A 17,738-nucleotide genomic window follows, 5' to 3' on the forward strand; every position below is an offset into this window, starting at 1 on the left:
CAAACTAATCAATCTATGTGTCATTTGGAAAATTTTGATAAGAGAAGTTTATCATAGCTGTAATGGATTGAAAACAAACGGTAATTCGCATCGGTCATTGACTTTTCTATTTTCATTATTGATAATGGAAATAGAAAAGGAGGGTGTTTCATGAATACAGATTTCTCTGCCTTATCACAAATCGACTGGGAACGCTTTTTGCCCCTATTATTGATTTACATCTCCATCAACCTGATTCTACTCAGCTGCGCCTGTATCGATTGGTTTAGACGCAAGGACCGAATCGCGACACCGGCGGTATGGTTAATGGTCATTCTCCTCGTCCAGCCGATTGGCTCGATTCTCTACTTCGTCATCGGAAGGAGGACGACGGCATGATTCAGATTTCCAATCTCCAGCTTTCACTTCAACGACGTCTCATTCTAGACGATATTTCCTTTACGATTCACGAACATGAATGTCTCGGACTGATTGGTCCAAATGGTGCCGGAAAGACGACACTCCTGAAATGTCTAAGCGGTATGATCGAGAGTGATCGTGGTTCCATCACGATGTCTTCCCGCCCCATCCGGCAACAGCAACAAACAATCGGCTATTTATCACAACAAACCGACTTTAAACCTTGGATGACGTGCGAACAGTCCCTGCGTTTCTTCGGTCGCTTGTCGGGGCTTGATCGCGCAACGTTAAATAAGCGGATTCCGGACGTTCTACATGAAGTTGGACTCTACGCTCAACAAGCAGAAGTCATCGAATGCTTGTCCGGCGGGATGCGCCAACGTCTCGGGATCGCCCAAGCGATCTTACATGAACCGACATTTCTGATTCTCGATGAACCAGCTTCCGCCCTTGATCCAAGTGGTCGGCATGATATCAATCAGTTGATCCTCCGTTTAAAGAAACGGATGACGATCATCGTCTCGACACACCTCTTAGAAGATGCGAAAACATGTTGCGACCGCTTCCTCGTCATCAAACATGGAAAATTGCTTGGTCCGCTCGACAATCAACGCAACGTGGATCAATACCGGATTCAAGTCGAAACGCTTACACCTGTCCTACCGTTTTCTGCGACGCTATTTCCACGAGTCGAGATTAATCGAATCAACCCATGCTGCTATCAGTTCTCCGCACAGCAGCCACTTGACCTTTCAGAGTTAGCGACCACCTTGATTCAACTAGGATGGTCGATTGCTTCGATTGCCTATCAACCGATTAGACTTGAGGAACGGTTCCTCGATATGGTGGCGGACGTATGAGAACGTTTTATACACTGACGCTGACCGAGTGGTTGGAAGCGTGGAAAGAATGGAAAATCGTCTGGTTACCGCTGTTCTTCATTGCTCTCGGCGTGACGCAACCATTGCTGTTGATGTATATGGATGTCTTACTCGCACACGTCGGAAACGCGGATGGCATCATTGTTGACCCAAATCGTCCTGCTCCGCAATCACTTGACGTCTTCAGCGCAACGATTCATGGACAGTTCAATCAGCTTGGCTTGATCGTTCTGATCATGAGCTTCATGGGACTGTTAGCGTCAGATCGCCAAACCGGCATGCAGGATTTCATTTTAACGCGTCCCGTTTCTCGGAATGTCTATCTGCTATCGAAATGGTTCAGTCACGGTATGATCAGTTTATTCGGAATTCTAATCGGAGCACTCACGTCCTATTGTCTGACCGTCTATTGGTTCGGATTCCTTTCGCCGATGCTTGCGCTACGCATCACCCTCGATTTTAGTCTTTGGACGTTGTTCGTCGTTAGTCTGACATTACTGATCAGCACCTTCTTGCAACGCGCTGTACCAATTGGCATCCTATCGCTCGTCGTCTCCTTGCTTCTTGTTGTACTTCCTTCTCTAAAGCCAGACGTTCTATTTTTCATGCCTGGTGCGCTTCTGTCAGTTCCATCGAACACATCGTTTTTTTCTTCGTCCCATCTGTTCGGTGTCATTTCTTGTCTCGTTTGGATTGTCCTCACACTCGGCTGGTCGACACTTCGGTTCCGAAAAACGGCTTACTGATCCGACTCTACAACAAAAAAGGATAACGGAGGCGTTCAGCAGTCCGTTATCCTTTGTTTGGTTGTGTCTTTCGAATCGTTCGTTGTCTTGGGTGCATGGCAAGCTTCGCTTGACGCATCCGTTCAACGGCAGGATCCGTCGCAGCATCGAACGCCGCTAGACTCGGGTAATGACCGACAAGGCGTCCCTGCTCCAAAATTGCAAAGCTGTCACAGAGTTGCTCGGCAGCTTTAATGTCATGGGTGATGAAGACATATGTTAGACCGTGTAGCCGCTTCAAGTCAGCTAACAATGCAAGAATCAATCGTTTGTTGACCATGTCGAGGCTACTGACTGCTTCGTCTAACACGATCAGACGTGGTTCAGCAGCAATCGCTCGCGCAATCGCGATCCGCTGCAGTTGCCCGCCACTGAACTGCGCCGGATATTTCGTCAAATCCGTTGCCTTGAGTCCGACTTGTTCAATAAGCGTGACGAGACGTTGTTGCCGCGCATCTCCCTTTAAACGAATGAAGTTATCAAGCGGTTCCGCAATGATATCAGCCGCTGTCAGTTTCGGATTGACGGCAGCAAACGAGTCCTGAAAGACGACTTGGACGTCACCTTGAAACGGACGTTTTGTCGCGTGGCGATCGACACCGTTAAACCAGATCGTTCCGCTCGAGGGACGTTCGAGTCCGAGCAATAGTCGTCCGAGCGTACTTTTCCCGGCACCGCTCGATCCGAGCAACCCAAGACAGCGTCCGGCTTCAAGCGTCAATGAGACTTCGTGTAAGACAATCTGTGCTGGTTGAAACCGGCGCTTGTAGACATGCGAGACTTGATCAATTTGCAGTAGACTCATCCGAACGCCTCCCTTCCGATATGCTGTGCGAGAAGTGACTGCGTATACGGATGCTGCGGTCGATCAAACAATTCAAAGACATCCGCCTGTTCGACGATCCGTCCTTGTTGCATGACGAGGACTTCGTCTGCAAGTTCAGCGATCACACCGAGATCGTGCGAGATGAGTAACATCGCCGTTCCGTAGGTCGCCCGCATCCGTTCAAGTAACCCAAGAACCGTCTTTTGATTGAAGACGTCGAGCGCGGTCGTTGGTTCGTCGGCAATCAGGACGCTCGGGCGAAGGGCGACGGCTAAAGCGATCATGATCCGTTGCAACATCCCGCCACTCAGCTCGAACGGATAAGCTTTGAGCAACCGGGCGGCATCTGTTAGATTAACTTCTTCAAGTGCCGTCATCGCTTGCTGTTTCGCTTCACGCTTTGAACAACGTGAATGGGTCTGAATGGTCTCGATCATCTGGTGCCCGATCGAGTAGACCGGTGTGAAGGCACTCATCGGATTTTGCATGATGAACGCAATCTCACCACCCCGAATCGACCGAACAGCGCGTTCCGATAAGGAAAAGATTGATTTTCCGTTCAGTCGGATATCACCGGTCACGTCTGTTGTTTGCGGATTAAGCAGACGCATCAACGCAAGACTCGTCACTGTCTTCCCGCAACCACTTTCTCCGACGAGACCGAGGATTTGGCCTGGTTGAATCGAGAACGTTACTTTTTCAATCAATGTCATCTGTTGTTTCGTACGGACGGTCAGACCGTCGACAGCTAAGATCGGTTCGATACGGGCACCTCCTCTCATTTCATCGTTTTCGAAACACCGAATCGTTCTGCTAACTGTTCTCCTACTAGATTAAAGCTAATGATGACGAACATGATCGCGAGTCCTGGATAAATCATCAACTCCGGATTCGTCCGGATGTATGATTTTCCTTCATGAATCATCGCGCCCCACTCGGCTGTCGGTGACTGGACACCAAGCCCAAGGAACGACATCGCCGAGATATCCATGATCGCCCAGCCCATCTCAAGCGTCCCGATGACGAGTAGCGGCGGTAAGATGTTCGGCAGGATGTGCGTCCGGATGATCTTCCATGAAGATGAACCGTTGACGCGAGCAGCCGCGATGAACGCTTCCGTCTTCAACGTCATGACCATTCCGCGGAACATCCGCGCGTAATAAACCCACTGGACGAGCATCAAGGCGATGATGACCTGCTTGAGACCCGGACCAAAGATACCGACGAGACCGAGGACGAGTATCAGACTCGGAAACGCCATTACGCCGTCGCACAGACGCATTAAGAGTTGATCGACCCAACCGCCACGATAGCCGGCAAGTGTTCCGACGAACAGTCCGATCGCAAGTGAGGCGACGAAAATCAACACGGCACAGCCGAGTGAAATCCGCGCACCATAGATCAAGCGCGATAAGAGACAGCGTCCGAGCTGGTCGGTTCCGAGTGGATAGGCTGACGAAGGTCCATGAAGCTTTTGCGTCAAGTCGACGAGATTCGGATCATGTGGCGCAATCCACGGTGCAAACAACGCAACGCCTGCCATGCCAATCAAGACGAGGGCACAAAGATAAAGTAGCGGCGTATACCGCGACCGGATCATCGTTGCTGGAAGTGGAGTATTCATACTGCTCCTCCTTTTTTCGCTAGTCGTGGATCGAGTACGGCTTGAATGATATCGACGAGCAAACTGCTGCCGATGAAGACGAGTGCCGCGAGAAAGACGTAGCCTTGGATGACCGGCATGTCTCGATCAAAGATCGCTTCGATGAAGTAGCGACCGAAGCCGGGCCACGAGAAAACGGTCTCGACGATGATCGTTCCCGTCAGCAACTTCCCGAGGTTCATCCCAAGACCGGTGATCATCGGCGGAATCGCCATCCGAAGGACGTGTTTGCCAAGAATCCGTCCTTCCTTTAATCCACGTGTCCGGGCAAACAAGACATATGGTTCATTCAATGCTTCAATCACACTTCCGCGCAGCAATCGTGTATAAAGGGCAATCAACGGAAAGGCGAGTGTCAATGCCGGTAAAATCAAGTGCATCACACTTCCTGTCCCGCCGACTGGAAACCAATCAAGCTTTACGGCAAAGAAGAAGATGAACAGATACCCGAGCCAAAACGACGGAATCGAAGCCCCGATGAAGGCGATTCCCCGACTCAGATGGTCAAAGAAGCCATTTTTCTTAATGCCGGCAAGGAACCCGAGTGGAATACTGATGACAAGCGCCAGCAACAGACTCGTCAAAGCCAGTTCGACTGTCGGTGGTAAACGGAGCAAGACATCTTCAAGGACCGGTTTACCCGATAGATACGATGTTCCGAAATCAAGCTGCGCCAAGCGGATGACGGCATCGATATATTGTTTGTAGAACGGTTGATCGAGCCCAAATTCTGCTCGTTTTGCCGCGAGCAGTTCATCCGTCGGTTGGATATGGGCAGCAGATAGATAGGCCTGTGCCGGATCAACTGGCGATAAATGAATCAACCCGGTCAGAATCAAGACAGCAAGTAACAAGATCGGGATGACGGATAATATACGTTTGACGAGGAAGACCCCCATGTCATCCCTCCTTTACTTAATGCCGATCCGGGCAAATGGACTCTCATCCCGGTTCGCCGGGAACTGGAAGTTCGTCACGTCCGACTGATAGATCGCCATCTTCTTCAAGTACGAAATCGGAATCAATGCCCCTTGATCTTGGAGTGATGGCAGAATGTCGGCGTACATCTTCTGACGTTTCGTCTCGTCCGTCGTCTTCAAGACATCTTTGATTTCTTGCAACAGTTGTTCTTTATTCGGATAAGCTGAAATCGCTTCCTTGAAGCCGAAGCCATCCGTATCAATCAGGTTCACGAACGTATGCGGATCATACGGTGCACCGAAGTTACTGTAGAAGTTGATATCAAACCGGTTATCCTTGAAGCGCTGGACTTGATCCGGTAGTTCGACAGCTTCTGTCTTCAGCTCGACACCGATTTTTGACCATTCCGACTGAAGTGTCTCGGCCATCGCCTTTTGGACCTGTTCTGCTGCGTCATACATCATCCCGATTTGCAATGGTTGACCGTCTTTGACGCGAACCTTCTCACCTTTCGGAAGTTTCCAACCTGCTTCGTCAAGAAGACGATTCGCTTCCTTGACGTCATAATCCCGTTGCTTCACTTTCAAGTTCGATGTGTACGGCATGTTCGGTGGCAAAAGGTAATCAGCCGGTGCTTCTAATCCCGACGTGATCCCTTCAACGAGGGCGGCTTTATCGAACCCGTGCTGTAACGCCTGGCGGACGCGTTCGTCAGACAGACGTTTATTTTTCGTGTTCAAGACGAGGAGACGCGTCGCGACTGGTTCAGACATCTGCGTTTTGTACGACTTATCCGTCTTCAACTGGTTGAAGGCATCGATGCTGATCGCCCCTTCCCCGTAAATCAGATCAACCTGTCCTTTTTCGAGTGCTAAGACACGTGTCTCCGCATCCGGGATGATGTCGACCTTGATGTGATCGACGTTCGGCTTCGGTCCCCAGTAGTTCTTGTTGACCTTAAACGTCGCGTACTGATCCGGTTTGTACTCGTCGAGCATCCATGGACCTGTCCCGACTTCCTTTTTGACACCTTTCGATGTATCGCCGTTCTCCGGGAATCCAGCCTCTCCGAGGAAACGTACCGGACGGACGACCGCGAGTTCCTGAATCGTCGGGTAATAGGCTTCGGATAATGTCAGACGGAATGTCTTCGCATCAACCGCTTCCGTCTTCTCGATTTTCGTGATGAACCCAAGCCAGCTATGTAAGGCTTTTTGTTTAAGGATCGCATCAAAATTCTTTTTGACGATGGCTGCGTCGAACGTCGAACCGTCTGAGAACTTGACGCCGTCACGGAGCGTGAACGTATACGTTTTTCCGTCTTCAGAAATCTTCCAAGATGAGGCTAAGTATGGCTCAAGCTTTCCACCTTCGCCGTAGTGGACGAGTGGCTCATAGATCATCGACTGTGCAAACAGTTGTGATGGGTTATAGACGTGTGGGTTCATCGTTCCAACGTCGCGTGGCCACGCGAGCGTCAATGTATCTTTATCTTTTCGCTCTCCTGTCGACTCGCCCGGGTTCGAGCAGCCGATCAATAATGATGTCAAAGACAGGATCGAGACGGTAGAAATCAGTAATTTTTTACGGTTAACGTTCATGGTAAGCAGATCCCCCAACTTGTATTGATAATCATTTTCAATTGTAAGAGGGAAAGATAAGGATTGTCAATGGATAATCAAGATGTTGACTGGACTTTGAGGCGCTTTTTGACAGGATTACCACACTTAACTGAGCCACGTTCTGAGCACGTCTCTTTTTTGTAAATAATTGTAATCAAATACGTTAAACGGTATCCTAATCTGTAGGATATGTCTCTTGTGCAACAAGACGATTCGTATTGAAAGGATGATGTTATGTCACGACTGGTTTCCTCCGTCTCGCTTGTGTTTCTCGCTCTCCTCTTAGTTCTTCCTTTGCTAATGATCGATGGGCTGATTTTATCCGTCGGAGATGTTTCCTATGACTCGTTCGTTGGTTGCCTTGTGTTTCTCTTATGTTTCTATCTCGCGAGTCTACTTGTTAGCGTCATCTTCGACGGAACGATGCGTGCGTTCGGTGGACTTTTTAAACGCCCTATCTCGAACGTACTCTTTGCCGTAGTGAATTTTTGGGTAAGTTTAAGTGTCTTGCTTTGGATGGATCTCTACATTGAGTTCATCACGATTTCTCTCGCGACGAAAATCGTACTTGTGTCCGTACATACGGTATTGTTTTACCTGATTCATCAATCAGGAGATTTGACTGTTAAATCTTCCGAAGTCACCGAATCACATGATCCAGTCGTAAAGGAAGCCCTCCGCTTGTTAGAGAATGAGGATGCTGTGAAGTGTGTCGAGACGTTGTGTCTCAGGTTTCCTGACCGTCCGAAAAAAGACATCATTCGGATCGTCCATCGCCTACATAGCAATTAAAAAGACCTGATCGTTTCTGTGAAGACTCAGAAGCGTCAGGTCTTTTAATATTTCGTCATTTCTTCGCCATCTCATAAAACTGATACGTATTCTTTCCTGACGACTTAGCGGCATATAGCGCGACATCTGCCTGCTGTAGCAAGACTTTTAACTCTGGACGAAATTCGGTGTCATATATCACAATCCCGATACTTGTTGACACTCGGTAGTCTGTTTCCCACTCACTTAACGAAGTGACGATCCGCTTCGCGAGTCGCTCCCACCCTTCCCTTGAATCAGCATGACCGAAATGGAGGATGAACTCATCGCCTCCTAGGCGCACGGCCATCGCATCGTCTTGTTCGCGCACGAACTGTCGCAGACGTTGCGCGACCTCTTGCAAAACAATGTCCCCCGTCTCGTGTCCAAAGACGTCGTTGACTTGCTTAAAGCCATCGAGATCAAGGAAGAACACCGCTCCTGTCTGTCCGGGATAATCCTCGAACTGCTTCGTTAAGTAGCGCCGATTATACAGTCCTGTCAACGCATCCTTCCAAGCATGACGCTCAAGCTCCAGATAGTACAAGAAGAGTCGGACGATCCGTTGCAATAGCTGAACATTCTTCTGTTCATACAAGCTGACCCGATTATTGATCGCACACAATGTGCCGAACGTCTCTCCGCTCGTCAAGACGATCGGAATCCCTAAGTAGGACCGGACGTGAGCCTCCTCCAAGCCTTTTCGCCAGTCGCCGAGTTGTTCCGCGTTCGGAATATCTTCGAGGACGACCGGCTGTTTCGTCTCGAAATCAACCAGTTTACATAATGATTGGTTCAATTCAATCTGCATGCCTTCTACCATCGGAATATCTGCTTTATCGTTTGCAATCTTTAACATCCGTTGTTGTCCTGCTTCGATTGCTGATAAGTACAACATCTGATCCGGTAAAATTTCTTTTGCGAAATCGAGTACATCGTCTGCGAGCTCATCAAAATTTTGATACATCTTCAATTCTTCAAATGGTTGATTCATACAGCACCTCATTCCAAAGTCGTCTTCTGCGGTGTCTCTGATTTGAAAATTTGATACATATATTACCACTTTCTCTTTTTGAAGTCGTCTAAACCTCTGTTGCTCAAAAGCGTCCGATGGTCCTATTTCTATATCCAAATGAGAAGGATTATCATTTTTTTATTTTTGTATAGTTTATAGAAGTAAAAAACCATTCCAGGTAATTCCTTGGAAAATGGCGTTGCGTCTTCCGAATTCGTTTGCTATGATTCTCAGTGAACATGACAATGATAATCATTATCACTTATTGAGAACAGATTAATCACGTAGACATACATAATCCATCTGCTGCTCAATCCGTGATTTATGTGTTATCAAATCAAATATGAGGAGCTGAGTCATCATGGGGAAATGGAAAACACCACTCGTCGTGAGTTCGCTTGCTGTTTTACTCGCAGCATGCGGGAACGCAGGAGAAGCAGACACGAAGAAGGACGCCGAGGCACCAAAGACGATCAAAATCAAAGACGCACATGGAACGGTCAACGTTCCGGTTGATCCGAAGAAAGTCGTCGCACTCGATAACCGGACATTTGAGACGCTTGCCGCATGGGACGTCGAACTTGTTGCAGCACCAGTCGGACTGCTCCCGGCTGAGTCACCTTATGCAAAAGATAAGGATATCGTCGATGTCGGCATGCACTTCGAACCGAACCTCGAAGCGATCGCTGGTGTCAATCCGGACGTCGTCATCGTCGGGCAGCGTTTCGCTGATCATTATGAAGACATCAAAAAACTCGTTCCAAACGCCGCTGTCATCGATCTTGACATCGCATTACCGGAAAACTCTGGTACGCCAGGTGAGTTACTCGTCAAAGGACTTGAAGATACGACTGAGACACTCGGACAGATCTTCGATAAAAAACAAGAAGCGGATCAGCTCGTGACGACGCTCGAGCAATCGATCAAAGACGTCAAAAAATCGTATAACGGACAGGACAGCGTCATGTCGGTCATCGTCTCGGGTGGCGATATTGGATTCTCAGCGCCGATGAGTGGACGCGTCTTCGGACCGATGTATGATTTGTTCGACTGGAAACCAGCGCTCGAAGTTAAACAAAAATCAGGGAACGATCAAGGTGATGAAGTCTCGGTCGAAGCGATCGCTCAAAGTAACCCGGACTGGCTACTCGTCCTTGACCGTGACGCGCCACTCGGAAACGCAGAAGGTGCCGTACCGGCGCAAGATGTCATCGACCGTGCGCCTGCTCTGCAAAAAACGAAAGCAATCAAAGACGACAACATCGTCTATGCACCAAAAGATACGTACTTAAATGAATCGATCCAGACGTACTCGGAATTCTTCACTGACATCGCGAAAGCGCTCAAGAAGTAATGGCACATGCACAGCAACAAATGAATGGAAGAGTTGAGCCACCCGCTCGACCTTCCTTTTCTGTCGTTTGGACGAAGCCGTTCGTCTTGACCTTATGTCTCGTCTTAGCGCTCGCTACGGCGTCCCTCTTCACGGGCGTCTACGAACTACGGAGTGCCGCGAACGATTTCGATATGTTCTGGATCACGCGCGTTCCGCGGACGCTCGCCTTGATGCTGACCGGTGCTGCGATGGCGATGGCAGGACTTGTCATGCAACTGATCACGCAAAACCGGCTCGTTGAACCAACGACGACAGGAACGATCGAATGGGCAGGACTCGGACTGTTAGCCGTCTACTTACTCATTCCGGCACCGTCGCTAATGATGCGGATGACCGGTGCTATTCTTTTTGCATTCATCGGGACGATGGTCTTCTTCTGGTTTCTCCGTTCGGTCCGACTGCGGTCATCATTAATCGTCCCAATCATTGGTCTGATGCTCGGAGCCGTCATCTCTGCGATTTCGACGTTCCTCGGCTTGTTCTTCCGTGCCAGTCAGGCAATCGAAGGCTGGTTCGTCGGTTCGTTCGCGTCCGTTCAGATCGGTCGCTACGAGTATCTCTGGATCATCATCGGAGTCACGGTCTGTATCTTCTTCCTTGCGAGTCGCTTGACGCTCGTTGGGCTTGGCGAAGACATCGCGACGAGTCTCGGTGTCAACTACAACCGGCTGATGCTGATTGCGACCGGACTAATTGCCCTATCCGTCGGTGTCGTCGCGACTGTCATTGGCAATTTGCCCTTCCTCGGCTTGATCGTTCCGAACATCGTCTCGATGTTTCGCGGTGACGATCTTCGTAGTAATTTGCCATGGGTCTGTCTGATTGGCATGGCAACGATTCTAATTAGTGATCTGATTTCACGCACGATCATCCGCCCGTTTGAACTGCCGGTCTCCTTGATTCTCGGAACGGTCGGAGCAGCAGTCTTCATCATCATTCTGTTACGTCGGCGGAAGACTGGAGGTGTCAGATGAGTACCGCGATTAGACAACAAGAACATACAAGAAATCAACCGAGCGTTACACGTGAAACCAATCGCCGGGCGTCTGCCTTTCAGTCGAAACGACTCGAGCGCCGCTACTGGATTCTCCTCATCCTGTTCCTTAGCGGCGGAGTGTTCAGTACGATTGGTCTCTTGCTCTACAATAATCCGGTTCCGGTTGATTCTCCGTCCTTTTGGCCGGTCGTCGAACGCCGGATCACGGCAGTCATTACGATGGCGATTGCAGCAATTTGCCAAAGTCTCGCGACCGTCGCCTTTCATTCGATCACGAGCAACCGGATCATCACACCGTCCCTGCTTGGTTTTGATGCCCTTTACTCAACGATCCAGACATCGATGATCTTTTTCTTCGGTGCGGGAGCACTCGTTGGCTTTACCGGCACGAGCGCCTTTTTGACACAGGTCGCGATCATGCTCGCGATGAGCCTCTTGTTATACGGATGGTTATTGTCTGGTAAGTACGCGAACTTGCAATTGATGTTACTCGTCGGAATCATTCTCGGTACTGGTCTCAACTCGCTGTCGTCATTCATGCGAAAGATGCTCGCGCCGTCCGAGTTCGATATCTTACAAGCGCGCCTGTTCGGTTCGGTCACGAATGCCGACGCAGCTTACTTCCCGATCGTCATTCCGGTCGTCCTCGTCGTTGGTCTGTTGCTCTACTTTTCGTCCGGACGACTCAACGTCGTCGCACTCGGAAAAGAGGTCGCGACATCGTTCGGTGTCAATCATCGCGGCAGTGTCATCTACTTCTTGATTTTGATTTCACTCCTGATGTCGATGTCGACGGCTCTGATCGGACCATTGACGTTCTTTGGTTTCTTAGTGGCGACGCTCAGTTATCAAGTTGCTGCGACATACGATCATAAATATGTTTTCCCGATGGCATTCGCAATCGGCTTCTTCGTTTTAACGACTGCCTATTTCTTCATGTATCACATTTTCAACACGCCAAGCGTCGTCTCCGTCATCATCGAACTGTTCGGCGGGCTGATTTTCCTTATCGTGTTGCTTAGAAAGAGGTCCCTATGATATCACTCGAACAAGTTAAAAAATCGTATACAGACGATGTCAGAATCGGTCCAATCGACTTAACGATTCCAAAAGGCGGTTTCACGGCTTTGATTGGTCCAAACGGCGCTGGCAAGTCGACAACGTTGATGATGATCGGCCGTTTGCTTGATCTCGATGCCGGACAGATCGAAGTCGCCGGGATGGACGTGACAAGTAGCAAATCGAAAGACTTAGCAAAGATCATCACCATCCTGCGGCAGGAAAATCATTTCGTGACCCGGCTGACGGTCCGGCAGCTCGTCGGCTTCGGACGTTTTCCCTACTCACAAGGTCGCCTGACAGCGGACGACGAAACGATCATCTCGAAATACATCGATTTTCTCGAGCTGACGTCGCTTGAGAACCGCTACCTCGACGAATTATCGGGCGGACAGCGACAACGAGCTTATGTCGCGATGGTACTCTGCCAGGAAACGGAATACATTCTACTCGACGAACCCCTCAATAATCTCGATATCGCCCGTTCGGTCCAGATGATGGGGTACCTGCGACACGTCGCCGATACGTTTGGACGGACGATCATCACCGTCTTGCACGATATCAATTTTGCTGCGAAATACGCTGATCACATCTGTGCGATGAAGGACGGACAAATTGCTGCCTTCGGAACGGTCGCCGAAGTCATGGATGAAGCGCTATTATCCGAGATTTTCGAGACACGACTTGAGATCATCGAAGGTCCGTATGGTCCAATTGCTGTGTATTGATACTTTATATAGAAGAGAGGAATGAACGATGCAGATCGATTGGCTACCACTAGAACAAGTAACGCAAGAAGGCGAACACACCTACACGTTTCATTTGAAACGCCCGGATGATTTCGTTTGGGAGGAAGGCGCACACACGCATATGGCACTAGAAGGGTTTAATGCAGGCGAAAAGCCGAACCGCAGTCTGATCCGGCATATGTCGATCTCGACGCTCCCTCGTGAAGGAACGATCGGGATCACGACACGGATCAAACCGGAATGTTCCGTCTTTAAGCAGACACTTCAGCAACTAAAAATGGGTGAGAAGATTGCTTTGTTTAAGACGCATTCGAATGTTCCACTGCGTCGGGAAGGTCGTACAGTGTACTTACTCTCAGCAGGCGTTGGTTTGGCAACGTTTCGCCCGATCATCTTGCAATATCAGACTGACAAAAATGGCATTCCGCACATGCACTCGTTGAACGTTGATTCTGCGCGAACTGAACTATTCAAGACTCAGCTTCTTTCACATGAGCAGTTTAGCCCTGCTTATGTCGAAAATCGCTCTGCCTACTACGATGCTATCAAAGCGATGACAGCGGACAAGGAAGGTTTGTTCTACATCGTTGGTAGTGATGAATTTCTCCGAGATACGATTAACGTGTTACAAGGTGCTAACATTCCAAAGGCTCAGATTATGATTGATAAACGCCAAGACCAATTGGATACGTTTTTGGCATGAAGAAGACCGGGACATTCATACTGTCCCGGTCTCTTTTTGTATGACGAACAAAGGATCACTTATCCGAAGATAAATACAATGGGTAAGAATAATCCGCTCATCAAGAGCATCCCTACTATGACAGCGATACTCGATTTGAAAACCGACAACGTTTCGTCCTCTAAAGGCTGAAGCCGTTTTATAGGAATGAGCATGGTCAATGAAGAAACGACTAATGCTAGTGGCTCAAGAATCGTTCGGCTCATCGATCAGAACAAATCGATCATTAAAAAGACATTCAATACAAAGAAAAATCCTAATAAGCGAATAATCATGGCTTTATTCATATGTACTCCTTCATAGCTACTATCTATTTGATTTGTTTCATGAAACAGAATGCACTCTAATCATAGCGCTTCAAAGAATAATTTTGGAAACGCATTCAAATAACTGGTGATTTGATGTCGTTGTAAGTCATACTGACAGTAGGTATTAGAAAAGGAGTGTTGAAGATGGAATACAAAAAAGGACTCGAAGGCGTCATTGCCGCTGAAACACAAATCGGTTTAGTCGATGGAACATTAGGTCATCTTATCTATCGTGGACACTGGGCAAAGGAACTCGCATTATCCTATTCATTCGAAGAAGTGGCGTATTTCATCTGGAACGGTGCATTCCCGACTGAATCGGAACTTTTGACATTCAAGGAACAGATGACAAGCTATCGTGAACTTCCTTCTTACGTAAAGACGATTCTCGATACATTGCCGAACGAGATGGATGTCATGAGCACGATGCGCACGGCAATCTCTGCGCTTGGTACACCCGCTTTCGCTTGGCCACCAACAATCGATCAAGCGATGCACTTAACGGCACTCCTACCAACGATCATCGCCTATAAGTATCAAAAAAATCAAGGCGCTGACTTCATTAAACCGAATCCGGAACTTGATCACGTCGCGAATTACATCTATATGATCAAGGGACACTTACCAAGTGACGTCGAGATCAAAGCACTGACAGCGTATCTGATCTTAACAATCGAACACGGCATGAATGCTTCGACGTTCGCTTCTCGTGTCGTCGTCTCGACGGAATCGGAAATGATTTCCGGCGTCTGTGCCGCGATCGGATCCATGAAAGGACCACTTCATGGTGGTGCCCCTTCAGAAGTCATCGCGATGATTGATGAAATTGGAACGATCGACAACATCGAACCATGGATCCGGAACAAATTAGAAAAAGGCGAAAAACTGATGGGCTTTGGTCACCGCGTCTATAAAACACGTGATCCGCGTTCAGAAGCCTTAAAAGTCGTCTCAAAAGATCTCGCGCAAGAAAGCGATTGGTTCAATCTGATTACACAAATGGAGCAAACAGCAATTGATTTACTCGAAGAGTACAAACCGGGCAGAAAACTCTATACGAACGTCGAGTTCTTTGCGGCAGCCGTCTTAAAAGGACTCGATATTCCGAAAGAACTGTTCACACCGACGTTCACATCTAGCCGCATCATCGGTTGGACGGCACACATCCTTGAACAAGCAGGAGACAACCGAATCTTTAGACCACAATCGTTGTATACGGGTCCGATGCCAGAAAAAGCGGCTAAGTTTTAATCCGCCTTCTTTTTAACAATTTCTTAAAAAAAGTGGAGCGATGTATAGCATCGCCCCACTTTTTTGATGTTTTATTCAACGACTTTCTCTAACGTGAAATTCAATACTTCTACTTCACATCCTGACGCTTCTACATCCGGGCTACAGGCGTACGGTCCGATCTTCAAATCGGTCACGTCATGTAAGTGTGCGATCCGGAGCTGCTCTTTGTACTCTCCCGTCACGTGATACATCGTGACGTCTTGATTGAGATAATGAAGTTCAAAGACGAGCGGCGCATCAAATAGTGTATTGTCGACATCCCGACACGACCAGTCCGAGTACCCAAAGCTCGTCACGACGGCACCGAGATGAGATGGACCATCCGGAATGAACTCAGCCGAGACTTTCACCCAGTGGTCATCGTTCACATATAGCAAAATCCCCGCTTGATCATATGTAGCATTCGGTTTTAATTTCACTTCAATCCGGCATTTGAATTCTCCATTTGGAGCATCCTGCAACAACGCATGCCCCGTCAGACGGTTGAACTGATAATGGGTGTTGCGCCAAAAATCCGTATCCGGATCCGTCATGAAGCGTAACGGTGTCTCCTGTTCGATACGTGTCGGTCGATTGATCCACTTCATCGATAGTATCCTCCCTCTTAACGCCCTCTTAACTTCCTTAACTTTCGATAGCCACGAATGAGCATATCGAGCATACAATCCCTCCTATTTTCTATGAACCCTTAGACTACTTTACGAAGTCGTTGCATATCCTTATTCAATGCTGATCGTTTCAAACGTCGATTCCGTATTAAGTATTGCATATCTGACCGGTTATCGTACATCAGTTGGATATGGAAATAATTGATATATTCAAGAATCGCAAAAATATATAAAAACAAGGTGATTCGTAATCCATACACCGGAAGCTCAGATTGAAAACGAATCCAGTCGATTCCGAACGTGCACGTCGTCAGAACGATTAGAATAATATTGATGACACGACAGTGGCGTAATCGTCGGACGACCAGTTTCGGGGTATTCGACGTTCCTTCTTTCTTCAAACGTCTTAACTTGCTATACCAATACCAAGCTCCCTGAATCAACAACAGTTCGAACAAAAACAGTGACATCCAAAATGCACTGAGTTCAAATAATTGAAGTTGCGGAAAGACACGATTACCAAACCAGCTGAGTGGTAAAATCGTGATGACCGTGAACAATTCCCCTCGGTATAGATAGGCGAAGCGCTCGGCAACGATCTGCCTCATGGCGCCACCCAGTCAATCCGGAATTTACTTCCTGGACCAAGTAACGCAATCAAAGGACGATCTTCTGCAATCACGCGTCCAAGGACATTAATCCGTTCATCTGCCGAAAGATTGCACTTCGTGATTTGCACCTCACCGGCGTATCGCCCGTAGCGTTCATTATCAATCGTGATTGTGCCAAGCGGGCGGGCAGACGGTTCTTGCGGTGTCAGATCAATCGATGACGGACTCATCCGCGATTCAACGGATCGAATGACATCCCGCGCCGGATCAAATCGATTCGTTTCCGTATCCCGTTGTTCTTGTCGTCCGTTCGCGAATGCCCGAAGTACGATGACTCCGTCTTGCTCTGCTTCGAATTGCCGAATCGTCGCTTCCGCCAATCGTGGATCTCCGACAAGAATTCGGTCGACGGTCGGCTTTAAGTCCAGATAACTTGCGAACGGTGCCACTCCCCGATGGTCTTCAAGTGTCGGTAACGTCTCGAATAACGGTCCGCGAAGTGTTCCGTCGCCCGGTATGAATGCTTGGACGCGTAATCCTTGCGCCTGCAACCAGGCATTTTTTTCGTCAAACCACGTCCGGTCGAGTCCGGTTTCCGGTCGCGGATAAAAGTTATGCCACGCTTCCGTACGTTCGAGTTGCAGACCATGTGCCTTCATCTCAGTTAATTCGTCTGCCGTTAAGGTACTGGCATTGAGTGCGACCATCATCTGGTTCGATAATGTCGCGATTTGTTGCGGGCTGATTCCGTAATCAAGCCGCAGTCCGGTGACACCCCAGTCCGTTAGCGTCGCTGCCGTCTCCCACGTCTTGCCGAGCGTCGCAAGTGACGCCGGTGCGATGTCCGCTACGAGCTCATACCCGAGTGTCTTTGCTACACGACCGAGCGCTTGCAAGCGTTCGACGTACAGTGAGGAATCATCCTCAGGGATATGAAGCGATGTAAAGAGCGACGTAAAGCCGACGGTGCGCATCCGCTTTAACCACTCGCTCGTTTCGTTTGTGATCGGTTCACTTAAATAGATTGATAATCCTTTCATCTACTCACTCCTT

General features: G+C 48.7%; 19 protein-coding genes. 10 read left to right on the forward strand and 9 right to left on the reverse strand.

The genetic code is table 11. The annotated features are described in order from the left end of the window. The first annotated feature begins 150 nt into the window (after nucleotides 1-150). The 3 genes from B2U10_RS10215 to B2U10_RS10225 are packed head-to-tail and all read left to right on the forward strand — an operon-like array spanning nucleotide 151 to nucleotide 2,026. On the forward strand, nucleotides 151-378 hold the full coding sequence (locus tag B2U10_RS10215; protein WP_290787375.1) for a PLD nuclease N-terminal domain-containing protein: 228 nt from the start codon (nucleotides 151-153) through the stop codon (nucleotides 376-378). Continuing rightward, on the forward strand, nucleotides 375-1,259 hold the full coding sequence (locus B2U10_RS10220) for an ABC transporter ATP-binding protein (protein WP_290787378.1): 885 nt from the start codon (nucleotides 375-377) through the stop codon (nucleotides 1,257-1,259). The genes B2U10_RS10215 and B2U10_RS10220 overlap by 4 nt, the downstream gene beginning before the upstream one ends. Beyond that, the gene (locus tag B2U10_RS10225) at nucleotides 1,256-2,026 is read left to right on the forward strand and encodes an ABC transporter permease (protein WP_290787380.1); all 771 of its coding nucleotides are present in this window, start codon (nucleotides 1,256-1,258) and stop codon (nucleotides 2,024-2,026) included. The genes B2U10_RS10220 and B2U10_RS10225 overlap by 4 nt, the downstream gene beginning before the upstream one ends. A 46-nt stretch (nucleotides 2,027-2,072) precedes the next feature. Here the strand turns inward: B2U10_RS10225 and B2U10_RS10230 are convergent, their stop codons facing one another. From B2U10_RS10230 to nikA, 5 genes are read right to left on the reverse strand one after another with little or no spacing between them, the layout of a single operon-like run. After that, nucleotides 2,073-2,870 carry an ATP-binding cassette domain-containing protein gene (locus B2U10_RS10230; RefSeq protein ID WP_290787383.1) on the reverse strand — a complete coding sequence of 266 codons (798 nt, stop codon included), beginning with the start codon at nucleotides 2,868-2,870 and terminating at the stop codon, nucleotides 2,073-2,075. Next, nucleotides 2,867-3,673, reverse strand: coding sequence for an ABC transporter ATP-binding protein (locus tag B2U10_RS10235; RefSeq protein WP_414655320.1), 807 nt, complete (start codon nucleotides 3,671-3,673; stop codon nucleotides 2,867-2,869). Before B2U10_RS10235 ends, B2U10_RS10230 begins: the two co-directional genes overlap by 4 nt. Continuing rightward, entirely contained in the window at nucleotides 3,670-4,515 is an 846-nt protein-coding gene (gene nikC / locus B2U10_RS10240; RefSeq protein WP_414655321.1) for a nickel ABC transporter permease subunit NikC, read from the reverse strand. Before nikC ends, B2U10_RS10235 begins: the two co-directional genes overlap by 4 nt. Next, entirely contained in the window at nucleotides 4,512-5,453 is a 942-nt protein-coding gene (gene nikB / locus B2U10_RS10245) for a nickel ABC transporter permease (RefSeq protein WP_290757121.1), read from the reverse strand. The genes nikC and nikB overlap by 4 nt, the downstream gene beginning before the upstream one ends. 12 nt (nucleotides 5,454-5,465) lie before the next feature. Further along, nucleotides 5,466-7,076 carry a nickel ABC transporter substrate-binding protein gene (gene nikA / locus B2U10_RS10250; RefSeq protein ID WP_290787387.1) on the reverse strand — a complete coding sequence of 537 codons (1,611 nt, stop codon included), beginning with the start codon at nucleotides 7,074-7,076 and terminating at the stop codon, nucleotides 5,466-5,468. A 255-nt stretch (nucleotides 7,077-7,331) separates the two neighbouring features. On the opposite strand from nikA, the gene B2U10_RS10255 reads away from it, so the two are divergent. Continuing rightward, a complete protein-coding gene (locus tag B2U10_RS10255; RefSeq protein ID WP_290787391.1) occupies nucleotides 7,332-7,889 on the forward strand; it encodes a hypothetical protein in 558 nt (185 codons plus the stop codon). A gap of 55 nt (nucleotides 7,890-7,944) precedes the next feature. On the opposite strand, the gene B2U10_RS10260 is transcribed toward B2U10_RS10255, so the two are convergent. Continuing rightward, nucleotides 7,945-8,901 (reverse strand): sensor domain-containing diguanylate cyclase, encoded by a 957-nt coding sequence (locus B2U10_RS10260; RefSeq protein WP_035408408.1) that lies wholly within the window; start codon nucleotides 8,899-8,901, stop codon nucleotides 7,945-7,947. A 382-nt stretch (nucleotides 8,902-9,283) separates the two neighbouring features. On the opposite strand from B2U10_RS10260, the gene B2U10_RS10265 reads away from it, so the two are divergent. The 6 genes from B2U10_RS10265 (at nucleotide 9,284) to B2U10_RS10290 (ending at nucleotide 15,424) form a co-directional block, all read left to right on the forward strand. Further along, a complete protein-coding gene (locus tag B2U10_RS10265; RefSeq protein WP_290775135.1) occupies nucleotides 9,284-10,276 on the forward strand; it encodes a siderophore ABC transporter substrate-binding protein in 993 nt (330 codons plus the stop codon). 20 nt (nucleotides 10,277-10,296) lie between these two features. Then, nucleotides 10,297-11,292 carry an ABC transporter permease gene (locus B2U10_RS10270; RefSeq protein ID WP_035409660.1) on the forward strand — a complete coding sequence of 332 codons (996 nt, stop codon included), beginning with the start codon at nucleotides 10,297-10,299 and terminating at the stop codon, nucleotides 11,290-11,292. Then, complete coding sequence (locus B2U10_RS10275; RefSeq protein ID WP_035408411.1) at nucleotides 11,289-12,353, forward strand: iron chelate uptake ABC transporter family permease subunit; 1,065 nt, start codon at nucleotides 11,289-11,291, stop codon at nucleotides 12,351-12,353. Before B2U10_RS10270 ends, B2U10_RS10275 begins: the two co-directional genes overlap by 4 nt. Further along, entirely contained in the window at nucleotides 12,350-13,102 is a 753-nt protein-coding gene (locus B2U10_RS10280; protein ID WP_056060813.1) for an ABC transporter ATP-binding protein, read from the forward strand. Before B2U10_RS10275 ends, B2U10_RS10280 begins: the two co-directional genes overlap by 4 nt. Before the next feature lie 28 nt (nucleotides 13,103-13,130). Beyond that, nucleotides 13,131-13,826 carry a dihydropteridine reductase gene (locus tag B2U10_RS10285; RefSeq protein WP_290787396.1) on the forward strand — a complete coding sequence of 232 codons (696 nt, stop codon included), beginning with the start codon at nucleotides 13,131-13,133 and terminating at the stop codon, nucleotides 13,824-13,826. Nucleotides 13,827-14,317: 491 nt separating this feature from the next. Then, the gene (locus B2U10_RS10290; protein WP_290787399.1) at nucleotides 14,318-15,424 is read left to right on the forward strand and encodes a citrate synthase/methylcitrate synthase; all 1,107 of its coding nucleotides are present in this window, start codon (nucleotides 14,318-14,320) and stop codon (nucleotides 15,422-15,424) included. Nucleotides 15,425-15,495: 71 nt separating this feature from the next. Here the strand turns inward: B2U10_RS10290 and B2U10_RS10295 are convergent, their stop codons facing one another. The 3 genes from B2U10_RS10295 to B2U10_RS10305 all read right to left on the reverse strand — a co-directional run bounded on the left by B2U10_RS10295 (nucleotide 15,496) and on the right by B2U10_RS10305 (nucleotide 17,725). Then, nucleotides 15,496-16,053 (reverse strand): DUF1349 domain-containing protein, encoded by a 558-nt coding sequence (locus B2U10_RS10295; RefSeq protein WP_290787402.1) that lies wholly within the window; start codon nucleotides 16,051-16,053, stop codon nucleotides 15,496-15,498. A 101-nt stretch (nucleotides 16,054-16,154) separates the two neighbouring features. After that, nucleotides 16,155-16,682 carry a general stress protein gene (locus B2U10_RS10300; RefSeq protein ID WP_290787405.1) on the reverse strand — a complete coding sequence of 176 codons (528 nt, stop codon included), beginning with the start codon at nucleotides 16,680-16,682 and terminating at the stop codon, nucleotides 16,155-16,157. Further along, on the reverse strand, nucleotides 16,679-17,725 hold the full coding sequence (locus B2U10_RS10305; RefSeq protein WP_290787409.1) for a DUF871 domain-containing protein: 1,047 nt from the start codon (nucleotides 17,723-17,725) through the stop codon (nucleotides 16,679-16,681). The genes B2U10_RS10300 and B2U10_RS10305 overlap by 4 nt, the downstream gene beginning before the upstream one ends. Nucleotides 17,726-17,738: the final 13 nt, after the last annotated feature.

The organism is Exiguobacterium sp. UBA7533, assembly GCF_002479335.1.
Lineage (GTDB): Bacteria > Bacillota > Bacilli > Exiguobacteriales > Exiguobacteriaceae > Exiguobacterium_A.